Origin of the sequence: Burkholderia mayonis (assembly GCF_001523745.2) — a bacterium.
GTDB classification, from domain to species: Bacteria; Pseudomonadota; Gammaproteobacteria; order Burkholderiales; family Burkholderiaceae; genus Burkholderia; species Burkholderia mayonis.
On the sequence record NZ_CP013386.1, the window covers coordinates 980,538 to 997,941 of the forward strand.

A 17,404-nucleotide genomic window follows, 5' to 3' on the forward strand; every position below is an offset into this window, starting at 1 on the left:
AGGCTACCTGAGCGGACGATGCGCGAAATCCGCACCAGCATGCTCGATTGTCGCGAGCCGCCGCCGTCTGGCGTGCCGCGCGCGTCACGACGCTGCGCGTGACGGCGGGCGAAGCCTGGCTCGCCGTCGATGGCCGCCGCGACGACTATCGGCTCGCGGCCGGCCAATCGTTCGAGCTGCCGCGCGGATGGCGCGTGTGGATCGGCGCGGGACGCGGCGGCGCGCGGATCGAAGTGGCGCCGGCTGCCGTCGTCGGCGTGCAACCGTGCTTTCGCGCGATCGCGATGCACGTCGGCGCGTGGTGGTCGGCGCGCCGGCGCCGCAGTCACGCCGCGTGGTCGACGCCGACGTAACGCGCGCGCGGCCGGATCAGCTTGCCGTCCGCGCGCTGCTCGAGCGCATGGGCGATCCAGCCCGCGACGCGCCCCGCGGCGAACAGCGTGGATGCCGCGCCCGCCGGCAGCGCGAGCGTGCGTTCGAGCGCGGCGAGCGCGAAATCGATCGTCGGCTTCTCGCCGAGCGCGGCTTGCACGGCTTCGGCGAGCGCGAGCGTGCCGTCGAGCGCGGGACGCGCGGCCGAGCGGGCGGCGAGCGCCTCGATGAGCGCGTCGATGAGCAGTGTCGCGCGCGGATCGCCGTCGGGATACAGCGGATGGCCGAAGCCCGGCAGCTGCGTGCGCGCGTCGGGCTCGTGCGCGTACGATGCGATCTGCGCGGCGACGTAGCGGTTGAGATCGCGTGCCCGCGCTGCGCCGTCGAGGAGCGCCGCGACGCGCAGCGTCTCGCCGCCGTGCCGCGGCCCGGACAGCGCGGCGAGCCCGCCCGCGATCGCGCCGAACAGCGGCGCGCCCGTCGACGCGATGCAGCGCACGGTGAACGTCGACGGATTGAGCTCATGGTCGGCGCAGAGCACGAGCGCGATCCGCAGCAGGTCGACATCGCGCGGATCGTTCACGCGCCACGCGGCGGCGAGCTGCCGATGCGCGGGCTCGGCGGACGGCGTGCTCGCCGCGAGCGCGGCCGTCGCGAGGCGCAGCAGCGTGGCGGCTTCGTCGAGTTGTGCGTCGCGGCGCGGGAGAGCGGCATCGACATCGGCATCGATATCGGGCGCGGACGCGGGCATGCCGGGCGATGCATCGAATGGTGCCGCATCGGCGATCGACGGCGAAGAGCGACCGGCTTCTGACAGCGTCGCGGGTGCGGCGACGGGCAGCAGCGCGAGCGCGCGTTCGAGCGGCGGACGATCGCGCCAGAGATCGAGCCAGCCGCGCCAGCGTGCCGCGTCGAACGATCGGGCGACGAAGGGCGCTGCTTGCACGCGCGTGAGCGGGCGTTCCCACAGCAGTGCGGCGGCTTCTTCGAGCGTCGCGGTCGTCGCGAGCGCGATCGCATCGCGGCCGCGATAGCTGAGCTTGCCGTCCGCGACCTGCGTGATCCGCGATTCGAGGACGGGCACGCCCCAATCGAGCGTGCGTTCGGCGACGTTGCCCGCGCGCTTCGCGTCCGCGCGGCGTCGCGCGAGAAGGCGGACCTCGTTCGCGTCGTAATAGCGGCGCTTGCTCGCGCCGTCGGCGCGCGATTGCAGCAAACCGCGGCTCACATACGCGTAGAGGGTCGGCACGCTGACGCCGAGCAGTTGCGCGGCTTCGTTCGCGCTCAAGCGGGACATGGCGACGGTTCCTCGTGTCGAAGACCGGACGACCGGATGCGACGCGCGCGGGCGTTCACGTCGCGGCCGTTCGTCGAGCATGGATTCTCGCAATCGGGATTGAATGCGTCTGCGCGCAATTCTAGACTCGTTTGCATGTTCACCACGACGAGGCTGACGCGATGAACCCCCGGCACGCATTGACGCATCTGTGGCATCTCGCGGGCGGCGATCCGGCCGCGCTCGAGCGCGTCGATCTCGACGGCGACGATCCGTGCCTGCCGTCGGTCCATCGGGTCGGCACGCTCGCGGCGGCCTCGATCGCGGCGGCGGGCCTCGCCGCCGCCGAATGCGATCGCGTGCGAACGGAGCGCGCGCAGCGCGTCCGCGTATCGGTGCGGCACGCGCTCGCGGCGTTTCGCAGCGAACGGTATCTGCGCGTCGACGGCCGCGCGCCGCCCGAGCCGCGGCATCCCGTCACCGGCTTCTACGAGACGCGCGCCGCGCGCTGGATCCAGTTGCACGCGAATTTCCCGCATCACTGGCAAGGCGTGCTCGACGTGTTCGGCTGCGGCGGCGAGCGCGAACGGGTCGCAGCGGCGATTCGCGGCCGGGACGGCGAGGCGCTCGACGCCGAGCTCGCCGATGCGGGCTTGTGCGCGGCACTGATACGGTCTCCCGACGAATGGCAGGCGCACGAGCAGGCGCGCGCGCTCGCGCGGCGGCCGCTCTTCGAGATCGAGCGGATCGGCGATTCGCCGCAGCGGCCAATCGGCTCGGGGGCGGCCGCGCAGCCGCTGTCCGGCGCGCGCGCGCTCGATCTGACGCGGATCATCGCAGGGCCCGTCGCGGGACGCACGCTCGCCGCGCACGGCGCGCAGACGCTGCTCGTCACCGGCCCACATCTGCCGAACATTCCCGCTTTCGTGATCGACAACGGCCGAGGCAAGCGTTCGGCGTTCGTCGATCTGTGCGACGCGGCGGGCCGGGCGGCGCTCGATGCGCTCGCGTCGCAAGCGGACGTGTTCGTGCAGTCGTATCGGCCGGGTGCGCTCGATGCGTGCGGCTTCGGCGCGCACGATCTCGCGCGGCGTCATCCGGGCATGGTCTGCGTATCGGTGTGTGCATACGGCGGCGACGGCCCGTGGGCGGCGCGGCGCGGCTTCGACAGTCTCGTGCAGTCGGCGAGCGGCATCGCGTGGGTCGAACGGCAGGCGGCGGGCGGGCGCGTGCCCAGGCATCTGCCGTGTCAGGCGCTCGATCACGCGACCGGCTATCTCGCCGCGTTCGGCGCGATGACGGCGCTCGTGCGGCGCGCGCGGGAAGGCGGCAGTTGGCACGTGCGCGTGTCGCTCGCGCAGACGGGGCGGTGGCTGCAGTCGTTCGGTCTCGTCGAAGGCGGCGAGCGCGTGCCCGACACGACGCTCGACGATGTGCAGGATTGTCTCGACGACGCGCTCGCATCGCCGTTCGGCGCGGTGCGCGGCGTGCGGCCGGCGGAGAGGCTGTCGGCGACGCCGCCGCGCTTCGCGCGCGGATCCGTGCCGCTCGGCAGCGATGCGCCGCGCTGGCTGCCGTGACGCGGGCTTGCCGCCGGCGGCCTACTTGCGCAGCTCGACGACGAAATCGTAATAATCGTTTCGACAGTAAGTGTCGGTGAGCTCGATCGCGCGCTGATCGTGTGTGAAGCCGATCCGCGTGATGAGCAGGAGCGCGTCGTGCGGCGCGATGCCCATCTGCCGGGCGATCTCGTCGGTCGCGTTGACCGCGCGGAAGTGCTGCAGTGCGCGCACGATCGGCGTGCCGCGCTGCTCGAGATAGCTGTACAGCGAATCGCCGATCGCCTGCGGATCGGGAACGATCGTGGCGGGAAACGTCGAGTTCTCGACCGCCATCACGATGCCGTCCGCGAGCCGCAGGCGCTTCAGGCGCGTGACCGACGCGGCGGGCGACAGCCCGAGCTGGATCACCTCGTCGCGGTTCGCGGGCTGGATCTCGCGCGCGATCCACGTCGAGCTCGGCGTGAAGCCGCGGCGCTTCAGCATTTCGCTGAAGCTCGACAGCCGCGACAGCGGATCTTCATAGCGCGGCTGGATGAAGTTGCCCGCGCCTTGCGTGCGCCGGATGAGCCCTTGTTCGACGAGGAGCGCGATCGCCTTGCGCGCGGTGATCCGCGACACGCCGAGCGACTCCGCGAGCAATCGCTCCGACGGTAGCGCTTCGCCCGCGGTCCAGCGGTTGTCGTGGATCGCGTCGCCGAGCTTGCGTGCGAGTTGCAGATAGAGCGGCGTGTCGTTGTCGGGGTCGGGGCGCAGGTTGGACCAGCGGTCTTCCGTCGATGGCTTCATGGAGTGGAGGTAGAAAACGGTGCGGCCATTCTAAGACATCGCGTGCCGCGCTTATAGCCGGGGCTTGCGCTGAATGCTGCCCGAAGCCGCGCGAATCGCTACACTGACGAATCACGCGCGGGCCGCATGCGACGCGTTCCGCGCTCGAACACGTGACGAGGAGCGATATGACCAGCATGCTCGAAACCATCGCGCTGCCCGGCGGCGAACACATACCGAAGCTCGGGCAGGGCACCTGGGAAATGGGCGAGCGGCACGCGAAGCGCGCGGCCGAGATCGCTGCGCTGCGCGAGGGCGTCGACCTCGGAATGACGCTCATCGATACCGCGGAGATGTACGGCGACGGCGCGACCGAGACGCTCGTCGGCGAAGCGCTCGCCGGCGTGCGCGACGACCTCTTCGTCGTCAGCAAGGTCTTGCCGCATCGTGCGAGCCGCGCGGGCGTCGTCGCCGCGTGCGAGGCGAGCCTGAAGCGCCTGCGCACCGACCGCATCGATCTCTATCTGCTGCACTGGCGCGGTTCGATTCCGCTCGCGGAGACGCTTGCCGGCTTCGAGACGCTGCGCGACGCGGGCAAGATCCGCTATTGGGGCGTCAGCAATTTCGACGTCGGCGACATGGAGGAACTCGCAGCCGTCGCGGGCGGCGTTGCCTGCGCGACGAATCAGATTCTCTACAACCTCGCGCGCCGCGGCCCCGAGTTCGATCTCTTGCCATGGCTCGCGCGTCGCAAGATGCCGGCGATGGCGTACAGCCCGATCGATCACATGCGGCTGCCGAAGCGTACGACGCTCGACGACATCGCGCGCGAGCGCGGCGTGTCGCCGATGCGCGTCGCGCTCGCGTGGGTGCTTAGGCAACCGAACGTTCTGGCGATTCCGAAGACGGCCAGCGTCGAGCACGTGCGCGACAATCGCGCGTCGCTCGATCTCGTGCTCGACGATGGCGAGCTCGCGCGGCTCGATGTGCACTTCGAGCCGCCGCGCGGCAAGCAGCCGCTCGAAATGCTGTAGCCGCGCACGCCGCGACGATGCGATCGTCATGGGTCGCGCAGCACCGTGTCCGCCACTGGGACGTGAGCAATTTCGACACGGCTGGCATGGAGAAACTCGTCGACGACGCGGGCGGCACCCCATGCGTGACCAACCAGATTCCCTACAGCATCGCGCAGGGCGCGGACCGGAATTCGACCTGCCGCCGTGGCTCGCAGCGCGTCGGATGCCGGTGATGCCCTATAGTCCGGTCGATCACGCGCGCCTGCCGAAGCGTGTGCGGCTGGACTAGGGTGTGTTCACACTATGATGATTTGAGGTTATGCTTCGGAGATGCAAATCTCCGAAGCTCAATTCAAACAGATCGAACATTGCCTGCCGCGCCAGCGGGGCAATGTGAGCCTATCGAATCTGCAAGTGCTCAATGCGATCCTCTATGTGGCTGAGCATGGCTGCAAGTGGCGCGGCTTGCCTTCGCGTTTCGGCCGTTGGCACACGATCTACACGCGCATGAACCGTTGGTCCCGGAATGGCGTGCTGGACCGGGTATTCACGGAGTTGCAGCGTGCGCAGATTATCCGCATCCGGATCGAAGCGGTCTCGCTGGATAGCACCATCGTCAAAGTTCATCCTGACGGGACCGGCGCATTAAAAAAAATGGACCACAAGCCATCGGCAAATCTCGCGGAGGATGGACAACCAAGATTCATATGGTTGCCGCGGATGCTCGAACAGCCATAACGTTCGCACTGTCGCCCGGCCAGGCTGGCGATGCTCCGCAGGGGCGCGCATTGCTCGAAAGCCTGGGGCCTCCGAACCGGCCGCTAAAGCGTACGAGGGCAACGAAACCCGGCAACTCGCCCTCGACCTCGGCTTTATCCCGGTCGTACCTCCGTTGCGTACACGCGTTGAGCCTTGGGAATACGACCGCGAAATGTACAAGCGTCGAAACGAAGTCGAGCGACTGTTCCGACGCCTGAAAGGCTTTCGTCGCATCTTCTCGCGCTTTGACAAGCTCGATCTGATGTTCATCGCCTTTATCAACTTCGCATTGATCGTCGAAGCTCTTCGATAGTGTGAGCACGCCCTAGTTCGCACGGTTGCGCAACACGCTCGCCTGGGTGCTCGTTCAGCCTGGCGTGTTCGCGGCCCCGAAGGCGGCGCGGATCGAGCATGTGCGCGACAACCGCGCCGCGCTCGATCTCGTGTCGAGCGATGACGAGCGCGCACAGCTCGATGCGCGCTTCGGTCCGCCGCGCCGCAAACGCGCGCTCGCCGTGCTTTGACCTGAGCGACGCCACGGATCAGTGGCCGTTCCCGTGGCCGCCGCTGCCATTGCCGTTGCTGCCGCCATTGCCATGACCGCCGTTGGTGCCGCCATTGCCGTTGCCATTGCCAACACCATTGGCACCACCGTTGCCGGCGCCGCCACTGCCATTACCGTTGCCGTTGCTGCCGCCGTTGCCATGACCGCCGTTGGTGCCGCCATTGCCGTTGCCATTGCCAACACCGTTGGCACCACCGTTGCCATTGCCGTTGCCATTGCCAACACCATTGGCACCACCGTTGCCGGCGCCGCCGCTGCCATTACCGTTGCCGTTGCTGCCGCCGTTGCCATGACCGCCGTTGGTGCCGCCATTGCCGTTGCCATTGCCAACACCGTTGGCACCACCGTTGCCGGCGCCGCCGCTGCCATTACCGTTGCCGTTGCTGCCGCCGTTGCCATGACCGCCGTTGGTGCCGCCATTGCCGTTGCCATTGCCAACACCATTGGCACCACCGTTGCCGGCGCCGCCGCTGCCATTACCGTTGCCGTTGCTGCCGCCGTTGCCATGACCGCCGTTGGTGCCGCCATTGCCGTTGCCATTGCCAACACCATTGGCACCACCGTTGCCGGCGCCGCCGCTGCCATTACCGTTGCCGTTGCTGCCGCCGTTGCCATGACCGCCGTTGGTGCCGCCATTGCCGTTGCCATTGCCAACACCATTGGCACCACCGTTGCCAGCACCGCCGCTGCCATTGCCGTTGGTGCCGCCATTGCCATGACCGCCGTTACCGTGACCACTGCCGTTACCGCCGCTGTGTCCACCATGGCCTCCATCACCGGAAGTGCCGCCACCGGAAGTGCCGCCGCCGGAAGTGTTGCCACCGGAAGTGCCGCCGCCAGAAGCACCGCCGCCAGAAGCACCGCCGCCAGAAGCACCGCCGCCAGAAGCACCGCCGCCAGAAGCACCGCCGCCAGAAGCACCGCCGCCAGAAGCACCGCCGCCAGAAGCACCGCCGCCAGAAGCACCGCCGCCAGAAGCACCGCCGCCAGAAGCACCGCCGCCAGAAGCACCGCCGCCAGAAGCACCGCCGCCAGAAGCACCGCCGCCAGAAGCACCGCCGCCAGAAGCACCGCCGCCAGAAGCACCGCCGCCAGAAGCACCGCCGCCAGAAGCACCGCCGCCAGAAGCACCGCCGCCAGAAGCACCGCCGCCAGAAGCACCGCCGCCAGAAGCACCGCCGCCAGAAGAGCCGCCGCCAGAAGCACCACCGCCAGAAGCACCGCCGCCAGAAGAGCCGCCACCAGAAGAGCCGCCGCCAGAAGAGCCGCCACCTGATGCACCACTACCCGACGTTCCGCTGCCGGAGTTACCGATGCCCGATGCGTTGCCCGTGGAGTTGCCGCGGCCGCGACCCGTGCCGATCGTGCCGCCGGAGGCCGAACCAGTCGTTCCGCCGGCTCCGATACCCGCAGGCCCGACGGCGCCATCCCCATTGTTTCCGTCGCTACCGCTTCCACGGCCGTTGCCCGGGCTGCCGCCGCTTCCGATTCCGCTCTCGCCGTTGCCCCCCGCGCCGTCGGCGAGATGAAGCACGGATCCGCACGCTACCACCGGGTCAGCAGAACAGGGCGACGCCAGTTCCGCGGGCAGCATCGTGATGTCCGTATTGGCGGATACGTCGCGCGTGTCGGCCGGCGTCGCTTTCTGCACCACTTGCAACGGCGTGGAGAATGGCGCTCCGTCGTGCGACTGTACGGTGCTCGGCCCTGGGGGCAGGGTCTCTTGCGCAACCGCATACGAGCCGCAGAAGTGAGCGAATGCGGTTGCCGCTGCCGCCAGCAAGGTCGCGCGATAGCATCGTCCAGCCGCGTGGAACAGCTGTTTCGTTTTGTGCATCATTGGTCTCCCGAAGCGCGCAGTCCCTGTCGCCGCGCTGCTTTATGCGTGTGTTGCCCAGGGGCCCAAAGATGCGTTGTTGTTTCAGTGGCCGATTTCGTTCAGACAGATGTACGACCAGCCGGCAACGTGGATCGGCACGCGGGCCCGCCGTGCGAACCTCTCTTTGCGATAACCGTGCCATCGGCCGCGCACACCCATCGCACAAGGCGTGAGCGCTTTGCGAGTGCGGCGCTGAAACATCGGTGAAGCTGTTTTGTTTCTGAAATGAAACATCAGGAGGAAAATCAGCGCGCCGGCGCGTCGGCCGCACGGTGCCAGCGGTGGAACAGGATCGATGCGATCCGGCCGGCCAGGAACGGTGCGGCAATCCCGTATCCGATCGCGCCGAACCCCTCGCCGGCCGTCTCGATGCCGCTGGTCTCGGGCGCAACCGGCGCGGACACGGGCGTGATGCCCGCGTTGCAAAGGGGCTTGTGCGGCAGATCGTCCATCGCCCAGCCGCATGTGTGGATCATCAGCACTTCGTCGCGTCGATCAGCGTCATCCCAGCCATGAATAGCTTGGGAAACAGCAAGATCCCGAAGAGCGGCAGGCCCTGACTCGCCTGCGTAGCGGCGATCGCAAGCAGATCGATTTCGGTTACAGAATTGAAACCGAGCCAAGCGGCACGCCGACCGGATACATGTTTCGGCTCGCCGAGACGAACCGGAACAGCGGACGCGCCAGGCGCGCGAACAAGCCGGCCGTAAGCATGCGTGGCGGCCGTGTGTGCATCGTCGGCGCGCGGCGAATGCGCTGCCACGCGTCGAGCAGGATCGCGAGGTTCACGCCTGCCGGCACGAGCAGGAACGTTGCGGATACTGGTGCCGAGCTGCCGCCGATGTCGCGAAATGTGTCGAAACGGTCGCGCGGCGCAAACGCGGCCAGCGCGACGCCAAGCGTGGCGGAGCGACGACGATCGTCATGAGGTGGCGGCCGTGAAGCTTCACCACGACCTCGTCGAGGCCCGGGCGGTGCGTGCAGTAAAAAAGCCCGTCCGTTTCCGGACGGGCTTTCGTTCATGGGCCGCGCAGCGCCATGCCGCCGCCGCGCGGCCTTGCATGGCGGCCGCTCAGCCGCGGCCGACCTGCTTCGCGTTGATGACGGCTTCCGACACGTTATTGGGCGTTTCCGCGTAATGCTTGAACTCCATCGTGTAGGTCGCGCGGCCCTGCGTTGCCGAACGCAGCGACGTCGAATAGCCGAACATCTCGGCGAGCGGCACCTCGGCGCGCACGAGCTTGCCGCCGCCGCCCGCGATGTCTTCCATCCCCTGCACGATGCCGCGCCGGCTCGACAGATCGCCCATCACGTTGCCCATGAAGTCCTCGGGCGTCTCGACTTCGACCGCCATCATCGGTTCGAGCAGCACCGGCTTCGCGCGGCGCATCGCTTCCTTGAACGCTATCGAACCGGCCATCCGGAACGCGTTTTCGTTCGAGTCGACGTCGTGGTACGAGCCGAACGTCAGGTGCACCTTTACGTCGACGACCGGGTAGCCGGCGAGCACGCCGCTCTTCAGCGTCTCCTGGATGCCCTTGTCGACGGCCGGGATGAACTCGCGCGGAATCACGCCGCCCTTGATCTCGTCGAGGAACTCATAACCCTTGCCCGGGTTCGGCTCGAGCTTGATCACCGCATGGCCGTACTGGCCGCGGCCGCCCGACTGCTTGACGAACTTGCCCTCGACATCCTCCGCGGCGGTGCGCACCGTCTCGCGATACGCGACCTGCGGCTTGCCGACCGTCGCCTCGACGCCGAACTCGCGCTTCATCCGGTCGACGATGATCTCGAGGTGCAGCTCGCCCATCCCGGAGATGATCGTCTGTCCGGATTCCTCGTCGGTCTGCACGCGGAACGACGGATCTTCCTGCGCGAGGCGATTGAGCGCGAGGCCCATCTTCTCCTGGTCGACCTTCGTCTTCGGCTCGACCGCCTGCGAGATCACCGGCTCGGGAAATTCCATCTTCTCGAGGATGATCGGCTTCGCCGGGTCGCACAGCGTGTCGCCCGTCGTCGCCTCCTTCAGGCCGACCGCGGCCGCGATGTCGCCCGCGCGCACCTCCTTGATTTCCTTGCGCTCGTTCGCGTGCATCTGCAGGATGCGGCCGAGCCGTTCCTTCTTGTCCTTTGTCGGGTTCAGCACCGTGTCGCCCGATTCGACGACGCCCGAATAGACGCGGAAGAAGATCAGCTGGCCGACGAACGGATCGGTCATGATCTTGAACGCGAGCGCGGAGAACGGCTCGTCGTCGTTCGGATGGCGTTCCGCTTCCTTGTCGTCGAGATCGTGGCCCATGATCGCGGGCACGTCGGCGGGCGACGGCAGGTAGTCGATCACGGCGTCGAGCATCGCCTGCACGCCCTTGTTCTTGAACGCGCTGCCGCAGAGCATCGGCACGATCTCGTTGGCGATCGTGCGCTTGCGCAGCGCGGCCTTGATCTCGTTCTCGGTCAGCGAGTGATGGTCGGTCAGGTATTTTTCGAGCAATTCCTCGCTCGCCTCGGCGGCCGCCTCGACCATCTTGTCGCGCCATTCCTCGGCGCTCGCGCGCAGGTTCTCGGGGATCTCCTCGTACGTGAACTTGACGCCCTGGCTTTCGTCGTCCCAGATGATCGCTTTCATCTTCACGAGGTCGACGACGCCCTGGAAGTGCTCTTCCGCGCCGATCGGAATCTGGATCGGCACCGCGACGCCCTTCAGGCGCTCGCCGATCTGCCGCTGCACGCGGAAGAAATCCGCGCCGACGCGGTCCATCTTGTTGACGAACGCGATTCGCGGCACCTTGTACTTGTTCGCCTGGCGCCATACGGTTTCGGACTGCGGCTGCACGCCGCCGACCGAGTCGTAGACCATGCACGCGCCGTCGAGCACGCGCATCGAGCGCTCGACTTCGATCGTGAAGTCGACGTGGCCCGGCGTGTCGATGATGTTGATCCGATGCTCCGGATAATTGCCGGCCATGCCTTTCCAGAACGCCGTCGTCGCCGCGGACGTGATCGTGATGCCGCGCTCCTGCTCCTGCTCCATCCAGTCCATCGTGGCCGCGCCGTCGTGAACCTCGCCGATCTTGTGGCTCACGCCGGTATAGAAGAGGATGCGCTCGGTCGTCGTGGTTTTGCCGGCGTCGATGTGAGCGCTGATACCGATGTTGCGATAGCGCTCGATGGGGGTTTTGCGGGGCACGTGAACCTCCTGATGGTTCTGGACGGAAACGGGCCGGCCGGGGCGGCCGGCCCGTCGCTCTTTCGAGACTTAAAGCATAGCGCTTGCTCGAGGCTTTTGCAGATGCGGGCGATGTATCGGCAATCAAGTCGTTGCCGTCGGCGACGCACCGATCCGCGCCGCCCGCGCACGAAGACGGCGCGCGCAAAAAAGCCGGCGCGCGGCCGGCTTTCGGGCGGGGACGAGCGGCGCGCATCGGCCGCCGGCGTCACTGCGGCTTCGGCAGTCCGTCGATCTTCATCCCCGGCTTGATGCCCTTCGCGGCGAACCAGCCGCGGCTCATTTCGAGCGCGTAGACGCCGTTGTTGCGCGGGCAGTGGTTGTCGGTCGTCTCGGCCTTCATCTCGTCGATGTCGGTGATCGTGCCGTCCGCGCGGACGAACGCGATCGACAGCGGAATCAGCGTGTTCTTCATCCAGAAGCAATGCACAGCGTTCTCGTTGAACACGAACAGCATGCCTTCGTTCGGCGCGAGCTGCGAGCGGTACATGAGACCCTGCTCGCGATCGGCGTCGTTCGCGGCGACGGCCGCATCGATCACGTACATGCCGGCGCGCAGCTTGACGCGCGGGAATTCGCTCGGCTGCTTCGCGCCGGGCGGCAGTTGCGCGGTCTGCGCAAACGCGGCGTGCATGCCGCCCGCGGCGAGCGCGAGCGCGACCGGAAAGACGGTAGCTCGCGCGAGACGGGCGAGCGAAGAGCGCAGGGAAAATCGCACGGCAAGGGCTCCTATCGGGAATTCGAGACCCGCATGGTACGCGAAGCGCGGCGTCGCGCGCGGATCGGGCACGCAGCGCGAAGCGGGCGGACAAAAAGAAAAAGGCAGATCGCCTCGCGGCGATCTGCCTTGCAACGCCGTTAGAACGGCAACAACGTTGTTCTAAACTGCGTCTTACAACTTGCTTGCTTAGTTCGAGGCGGCAGCCGGGGCTTCGGCTTCGCTAGCAGCCTTCTTCGCTGCGTGGTGCTTCTTGGCGTGATGCTTCTTGGCGTGGGCCTTCTTAGCCGGTGCCGAAGCAGCTTCAGCCTTCTCAGCCGGAGCCGAAGCGGCGGCCGGAGCCGAGGCTTGCGCGAAAGCAGCCGTTGCGAAGAGACCAGCGACCAGAGCGGCGATCAGTTTGTTCATGTTGTGTTCCTCAGCTTTAGTTAATTAACCAAATGACCCGGCATAGGAGTCATGTCGTCTAACGTGCCATCCACCTTTCGGTTGACAGGCGCATCGAGAAAAATCTCGCCGCGCTGCGGGCGGCCTCTCCGCGGCGGGTCGTTGCTCGAACGACGGACCTGCGGTTCGGCTGCCAATGCCGGATAGCTGGAAGTGGCATCTGCGTCGTTTAACGCGTCGGGTTCGCAGTCGGTTGACGCACGGTTTCGCGCGTCACCGAAATGTCATCCGGGCCGCTTTGCGCGCTCCCACGGTGCGCGCGGCGGCAGCTCGCAGGTTTCGCCGGGCGCGAGACCGAGCGCGAACAGGTCGATTGCGCCGATGCCGACCCGGATGAGGCGCAGCGTCGGGAAGCCGACCGATGCGGTCATCCGCCGCACCTGGCGGTTCTTGCCCTCGGCGATCTCGAGTTCGATCCAGGTCGTCGGGATCGCCGCGCGGTGGCGGATCGGCGGATTGCGCGGCCAGAGCGTGTCGGGCGGCGTGACGAAGCGCGCGCGACATGGGCGGGTCACGTAGTCGCCGAGGTCGATGCCGCGCTCGAGCGTCGCGAGCGCGGGCGCATCTGGCGCACCCTCGACTTGCGCCCAGTAGCGCTTGACGAGCTTGTGGCGCGGCTCGGCGATCTTCGCCTGCAGCGCGCCGTCGTCGGTGAGGAGGAGGAGCCCCTCGCTGTCGGCGTCGAGGCGGCCCGCCGGATAGACGCCGGGCGTCTTCACCCAGTCGCCGAGCGACCCGCGGGTTTCGTGCGGGGAGAACTGGCAGATCGTGCCGAACGGCTTGTTGAGAGCGATGAAGTGCATGGGCAAGGCTCGCGGGTGGCGGGTGGCGGGTGGCGCAACGCGGGCCGCGTTCTATGGCAAATGGCGGAATCTTAATGCATAATACGGAACGGCAAGTCTTTTGTCTTATATAAGACTTGTGCGGGGGCGACACGCCAGGCTCGCGCCGCCTTGCGCCGCGGGAGCGCTAGAATAGCGGCTCGCTGTTGTCGGCGCCGGGCAGGCGCCGCTGCCCGACCGCGCAAAACCAGATATCCACCAGCCCAGCCATATCACTGGAGTCGATCATGCCGTATCAGCACATCAAGGTTCCGGAAGGCGGTGACAAGATCACCGTCAACAAGGATTTCTCGCTCAACGTTTCCGATCAGCCGATCATTCCTTACATCGAAGGCGACGGCACGGGCTTCGACATCACGCCGGTGATGATCAAGGTCGTCGACGCGGCGGTCGAGAAGGCGTACGCCGGCAAGAAGAAGATCCACTGGATGGAGATCTACGCCGGCGAGAAGGCGACGAAGGTCTACGGTCCGGACGTGTGGCTGCCGGAAGAGACGCTGCAGGTGCTGAAGGAATACGTCGTGTCGATCAAGGGACCGCTCACGACCCCGGTCGGCGGCGGCATCCGCTCGCTGAACGTCGCGCTGCGCCAGGAACTCGACCTGTACGTCTGCCTGCGTCCCGTGCAGTACTTCAAGGGCGTGCCGTCGCCGGTGCGCGAGCCGCAAAAGATCGACATGGTGATCTTCCGCGAGAACTCGGAAGACATCTACGCGGGCATCGAATGGGCGGCCGGCTCGGAGCAGGCGAAGAAGGTCATCAAGTTCCTGCAGGAAGAGATGGGCGTGAAGAAGATCCGCTTCCCGGAAACCTCGGGGATCGGCGTCAAGCCCGTGTCGACGGAAGGCACCGAGCGCCTCGTGCGCAAGGCGATCCAGTACGCGATCGACAACGACCGCAAGTCGGTCACGCTGGTGCACAAGGGCAACATCATGAAGTTCACGGAAGGCCTGTTCCGTGACGCCGGCTACGCGCTCGCGCAGAAGGAGTTCGGCGCCGAGCTGATCGACGGCGGCCCGTGGATGCGCGTGAAGAACCCGAAGACGGGCAACGAGATCGTCATCAAGGATTCGATCGCCGACGCGTTCCTGCAGCAGATCCTGCTGCGTCCGGCCGAGTACGACGTGATCGCGACGTTGAACCTGAACGGCGACTACATCTCCGATGCGCTCGCCGCGCAAGTCGGCGGCATCGGCATCGCGCCGGGCGCGAACCTGTCGGATTCGGTCGCGATGTTCGAAGCGACGCACGGCACGGCGCCGAAGTACGCGGGCAAGGATTACGTGAATCCGGGTTCGGAAATCCTGTCGGCCGAAATGATGCTGCGCCACCTCGGCTGGACCGAAGCGGCCGACGTCATCATCGCCGCGATGGAAAAGTCGATCCTGCAGAAGCGCGTCACGTACGACTTCGCGCGCCTGATGGAAGGCGCGACGCAAGTGTCGTGCTCGGGCTTTGGTCAGGTGCTGATCGAAAACATGCAGTAAGCGCATCGGCTTGGCCGATGTCGAACGACACCCCGTCGGGCCTCGTGCCCGCCGGGGTGTTTCGTTTTGGTGCGGCGTGTGCGCGCAGCGACCGGAAGCAGTGAGCGTTGCGCATCCGGACTGGTGTATCGTCGGAACCTCCGTTTCAGCGATACAGGAATCGATCGATGTTGCGCAGACATTTTCTTTCGAGCGCGCTGGCGGCAGCCGCCGCGTCGCTCTTCGCGCGTGGCGCGTTCGCCGCGGGCCGCGCGATGGACGGCATGGAAGGGATGGACGACATGCCGGACATGAGGCCCGCGCCCGCCCGCGCGCGGCACGGCAAGCTTGCGCCGCCCGCGCTCGCGGCCGCCGACGCGCTGCCCGCGGGCGCGCCGCTTTCCGCGCTGCGCGTGCTCGCGAACGAGAGCCGCGAGCCGGGTGTATTCCGTGCGACGCTCACCGCGCAGCCCGTCGCGCGTGCGCTGCTGCCGGGCGCCGCGCCGACGACGTTCTGGCAATTCGGCGCGGGCGTGCAGGGGCCGTCTGTCGGTCCGCTCATCGACGTGCGCGAAGGCGACACGGTCGAGATCCGCTTCGTGAATCGCCTGTCGCAGCCGTCGACGATCCACTGGCACGGGCTGCCCGTGCCGCCCGACCAGGACGGCAATCCGTCCGAACTCGTCGCGCCAGGCGCGACGCACGTCTATCGCTTCACGCTGCCGAAGGGGAGCGCGGGCACGTACTGGTATCACCCGCATCCGCACATGATGACGGCCGAGCAGGTGTTTCGCGGGCTCGCGGGGCCGTTCGTCGTGCGAGCGGCCGACGATCCGCTCGCCGGCTGGCCCGAGCGGCATCTGTTCGTCTCCGATCTCAAGCTTGCACGCGACGGCACGATTGCACCGAACGACATGATGGACTGGATGAACGGCCGCCAAGGTCAGTTCGTGCTCGTCAACGGTGCGCGCCGGCCGCGCATTTCACTCACCGGCGACGAGCGCTGGCGCGTGTGGAATGCGTGCAGCGCGCGTTATCTGCACGTCGCGTTCGATGATGGGCGATCGTTCGCGCACGTCGGCACCGACGGCGGCCTGTTCGATGCGCCGCGCGACATGACGTCGCTGCTGCTCGCGCCGGGCGAGCGCGCTGAACTCGTCGTGCGCGCGGGCGATAAGGCGTCTCATGCGGTGCTGACTGCGCTCGAGTACGATCGCGGCAAGATGTCGATGTCGGATGCCGAGCATGGCGGCCTGCCGCCCGATCCCTCGCAGCCGCTTGCTGACGTCGCGTTCGCGCCCGCCGCGGCGCGCGCGCTGCCCGAGCGGCTGCGTGCGGTGCCCGCGCTCGGCGAGCCCGTCGCGCGCAAGGAAGTCGTGTTCGGCGAGCAGATGGACATGGACGCGATGATGCGCGCGGGCGCGCACGGCCGACCGGCCGGCATGCGCTTCATGGTGAACGGCGCGACGTTCGAGCCGCATCGTGCGACGTTGACAAGCCGGCGCGGCGATGTCGAGTCATGGACGATTCGTAATGAAACCGACATGGATCATCCATTTCATTTACACGGCACGCAGTTCCAGGTGATCGAGCGCGAGACGGCGGGGAAGAAGACGCCGGAGCCCTATCGAGCATGGCGCGACACGGTGAACGTTCCGAAGGGCGAGCGCGTGCGGATTCTCACGACGCAGACGGAGCGCGGCGAGCGGATGTTCCATTGCCACATCCTTGAGCACGAGGATCTCGGGATGATGGGAACGCTGAAAGTCGTTTGAAATGCCTTGCGGTCGAGTTCGGCGACCGAGCGCATGCTCGGCTTGCCGCGGCTCGCGGGCGAAAAAAACCCGGCTGGAAGCCGGGTTTTCTATTCCTGATCCAGACGGCCCTCAAGCAGCTTGGATGTTCGACGCCTGCTTACCCTTCGGGCCCTGCACAACCTCGAAGCTGACCTTTTGGCCTTCCTTCAGGGTCTTGAAGCCCTGCATGTTGATCGCCGAGAAATGCGCAAACAGATCTTCGCCGCCTTCGTCGGGCGTGATGAAGCCGAAGCCCTTCGCGTCATTGAACCATTTGACAATACCAGTTGCCATACCTACTTCCCCTGTCACACAGTCGCTACTTACAACGAGCACGCTCGAAAAGCTAAACGACCGGCATACGCAGCCGTTCCCCCCTCACAAGCTCACCTCGGCCTCTTTCGATTGTCAAAGACAAATTGAAAAAAGTGCCAGCTTGATTGTTGGCGCTCTTTAATGGAGTGTCAAGAAAATTTTTAGACGTATACGGGGACGTTGTAAAGAACCCATTTTCAGGGTTTATCCCGCTTTGCTTCGCAGCATCGGAGCGAGCCAGGCGGCTTGAAAAGTCGCATAATCGTCGCATATACCAGGCTCGAGTGACACGCGTTCGAGGTTGTTCGCGTTGTGGGATACTCGATCCATGCACAGTGCGCGGGCGGCACGCCGCATGCTTGCACGTCGAACGGGAGCCGGCCCCGCAGCCGGCTCCCGT

The 17,404-nt window shown here is 66.7% G+C and carries 12 protein-coding genes and 5 pseudogenes; 8 read left to right on the forward strand and 9 right to left on the reverse strand.

Annotation, left to right across the window (positions count from 1 at the left end; genetic code table 11):
- Window positions 1-18: 18 nt before the first annotated feature.
- Window positions 19-353: pseudogene (locus tag WS70_RS04895) on the forward strand (DUF2917 domain-containing protein).
- On the opposite strand, the gene WS70_RS04900 reads toward WS70_RS04895, so the two are convergent.
- Window positions 326-1,669 carry a citrate/2-methylcitrate synthase gene (locus WS70_RS04900; protein ID WP_059596708.1) on the reverse strand — a complete coding sequence of 448 codons (1,344 nt, stop codon included), beginning with the start codon at window positions 1,667-1,669 and terminating at the stop codon, window positions 326-328. The pseudogene WS70_RS04895 and the gene WS70_RS04900 overlap by 28 nt on opposite strands.
- A 161-nt stretch (window positions 1,670-1,830) precedes the next feature.
- On the opposite strand from WS70_RS04900, the gene WS70_RS04905 reads away from it, so the two are divergent.
- Window positions 1,831-3,228, forward strand: coding sequence for a CoA transferase (locus WS70_RS04905; protein WP_059596707.1), 1,398 nt, complete (start codon window positions 1,831-1,833; stop codon window positions 3,226-3,228).
- A gap of 21 nt (window positions 3,229-3,249) precedes the next feature.
- On the opposite strand, the gene WS70_RS04910 is transcribed toward WS70_RS04905, so the two are convergent.
- Window positions 3,250-3,996, reverse strand: a complete 747-nt coding sequence (locus tag WS70_RS04910) for a GntR family transcriptional regulator (RefSeq protein ID WP_059596706.1) — start codon at window positions 3,994-3,996, stop codon at window positions 3,250-3,252.
- 167 nt (window positions 3,997-4,163) lie between these two features.
- Between WS70_RS04910 and WS70_RS04915 the strand changes: the two genes are divergently transcribed.
- From WS70_RS04915 to WS70_RS04930, 4 genes and pseudogenes are all read left to right on the forward strand, one after another.
- Window positions 4,164-5,009, forward strand: a complete 846-nt coding sequence (locus tag WS70_RS04915; protein ID WP_059596705.1) for an aldo/keto reductase — start codon at window positions 4,164-4,166, stop codon at window positions 5,007-5,009.
- A gap of 44 nt (window positions 5,010-5,053) precedes the next feature.
- Window positions 5,054-5,277 (forward strand): annotated as a pseudogene (locus tag WS70_RS04920) (aldo/keto reductase); the annotation flags it as partial.
- 44 nt (window positions 5,278-5,321) lie between these two features.
- Window positions 5,322-6,063, forward strand: a pseudogene (locus tag WS70_RS04925) (IS5 family transposase).
- A 25-nt stretch (window positions 6,064-6,088) separates the two neighbouring features.
- Window positions 6,089-6,274 (forward strand): annotated as a pseudogene (locus WS70_RS04930) (aldo/keto reductase); the annotation flags it as partial.
- An 18-nt stretch (window positions 6,275-6,292) separates the two neighbouring features.
- Here WS70_RS04930 and WS70_RS32715 read toward each other — a convergent pair.
- From WS70_RS32715 to WS70_RS04965, 6 genes and pseudogenes are all read right to left on the reverse strand, one after another.
- On the reverse strand, window positions 6,293-8,152 hold the full coding sequence (locus WS70_RS32715) for a hypothetical protein (protein WP_226382834.1): 1,860 nt from the start codon (window positions 8,150-8,152) through the stop codon (window positions 6,293-6,295).
- A gap of 287 nt (window positions 8,153-8,439) precedes the next feature.
- Window positions 8,440-9,103 (reverse strand): annotated as a pseudogene (locus WS70_RS32720) (HoxN/HupN/NixA family nickel/cobalt transporter); the annotation flags it as partial.
- A 163-nt stretch (window positions 9,104-9,266) separates the two neighbouring features.
- Window positions 9,267-11,381, reverse strand: a complete 2,115-nt coding sequence (gene fusA, locus WS70_RS04950; protein ID WP_059469266.1) for an elongation factor G — start codon at window positions 11,379-11,381, stop codon at window positions 9,267-9,269.
- A 247-nt stretch (window positions 11,382-11,628) separates the two neighbouring features.
- Entirely contained in the window at window positions 11,629-12,138 is a 510-nt protein-coding gene (locus WS70_RS04955) for a DUF192 domain-containing protein (RefSeq protein WP_059469303.1), read from the reverse strand.
- A 189-nt stretch (window positions 12,139-12,327) separates the two neighbouring features.
- Window positions 12,328-12,546, reverse strand: a complete 219-nt coding sequence (locus WS70_RS04960) for a hypothetical protein (protein ID WP_059469265.1) — start codon at window positions 12,544-12,546, stop codon at window positions 12,328-12,330.
- A 263-nt stretch (window positions 12,547-12,809) separates the two neighbouring features.
- Entirely contained in the window at window positions 12,810-13,388 is a 579-nt protein-coding gene (locus WS70_RS04965; protein WP_059469264.1) for a pseudouridine synthase, read from the reverse strand.
- Window positions 13,389-13,654: 266 nt separating this feature from the next.
- Here WS70_RS04965 and icd point away from each other — a divergent pair, with 266 nt between their 5' ends.
- Window positions 13,655-14,914: an NADP-dependent isocitrate dehydrogenase gene (gene icd / locus WS70_RS04970; RefSeq protein WP_059469263.1), complete on the forward strand. Its 1,260-nt coding sequence runs from the start codon at window positions 13,655-13,657 to the stop codon at window positions 14,912-14,914.
- Between the two features lie 167 nt (window positions 14,915-15,081).
- Window positions 15,082-16,668: a multicopper oxidase family protein gene (locus tag WS70_RS04980; protein WP_059469262.1), complete on the forward strand. Its 1,587-nt coding sequence runs from the start codon at window positions 15,082-15,084 to the stop codon at window positions 16,666-16,668.
- Between the two features lie 111 nt (window positions 16,669-16,779).
- On the opposite strand, the gene WS70_RS04985 is transcribed toward WS70_RS04980, so the two are convergent.
- The gene (locus WS70_RS04985) at window positions 16,780-16,983 is read right to left on the reverse strand and encodes a cold-shock protein (RefSeq protein WP_004196460.1); all 204 of its coding nucleotides are present in this window, start codon (window positions 16,981-16,983) and stop codon (window positions 16,780-16,782) included.
- Window positions 16,984-17,404: the final 421 nt, after the last annotated feature.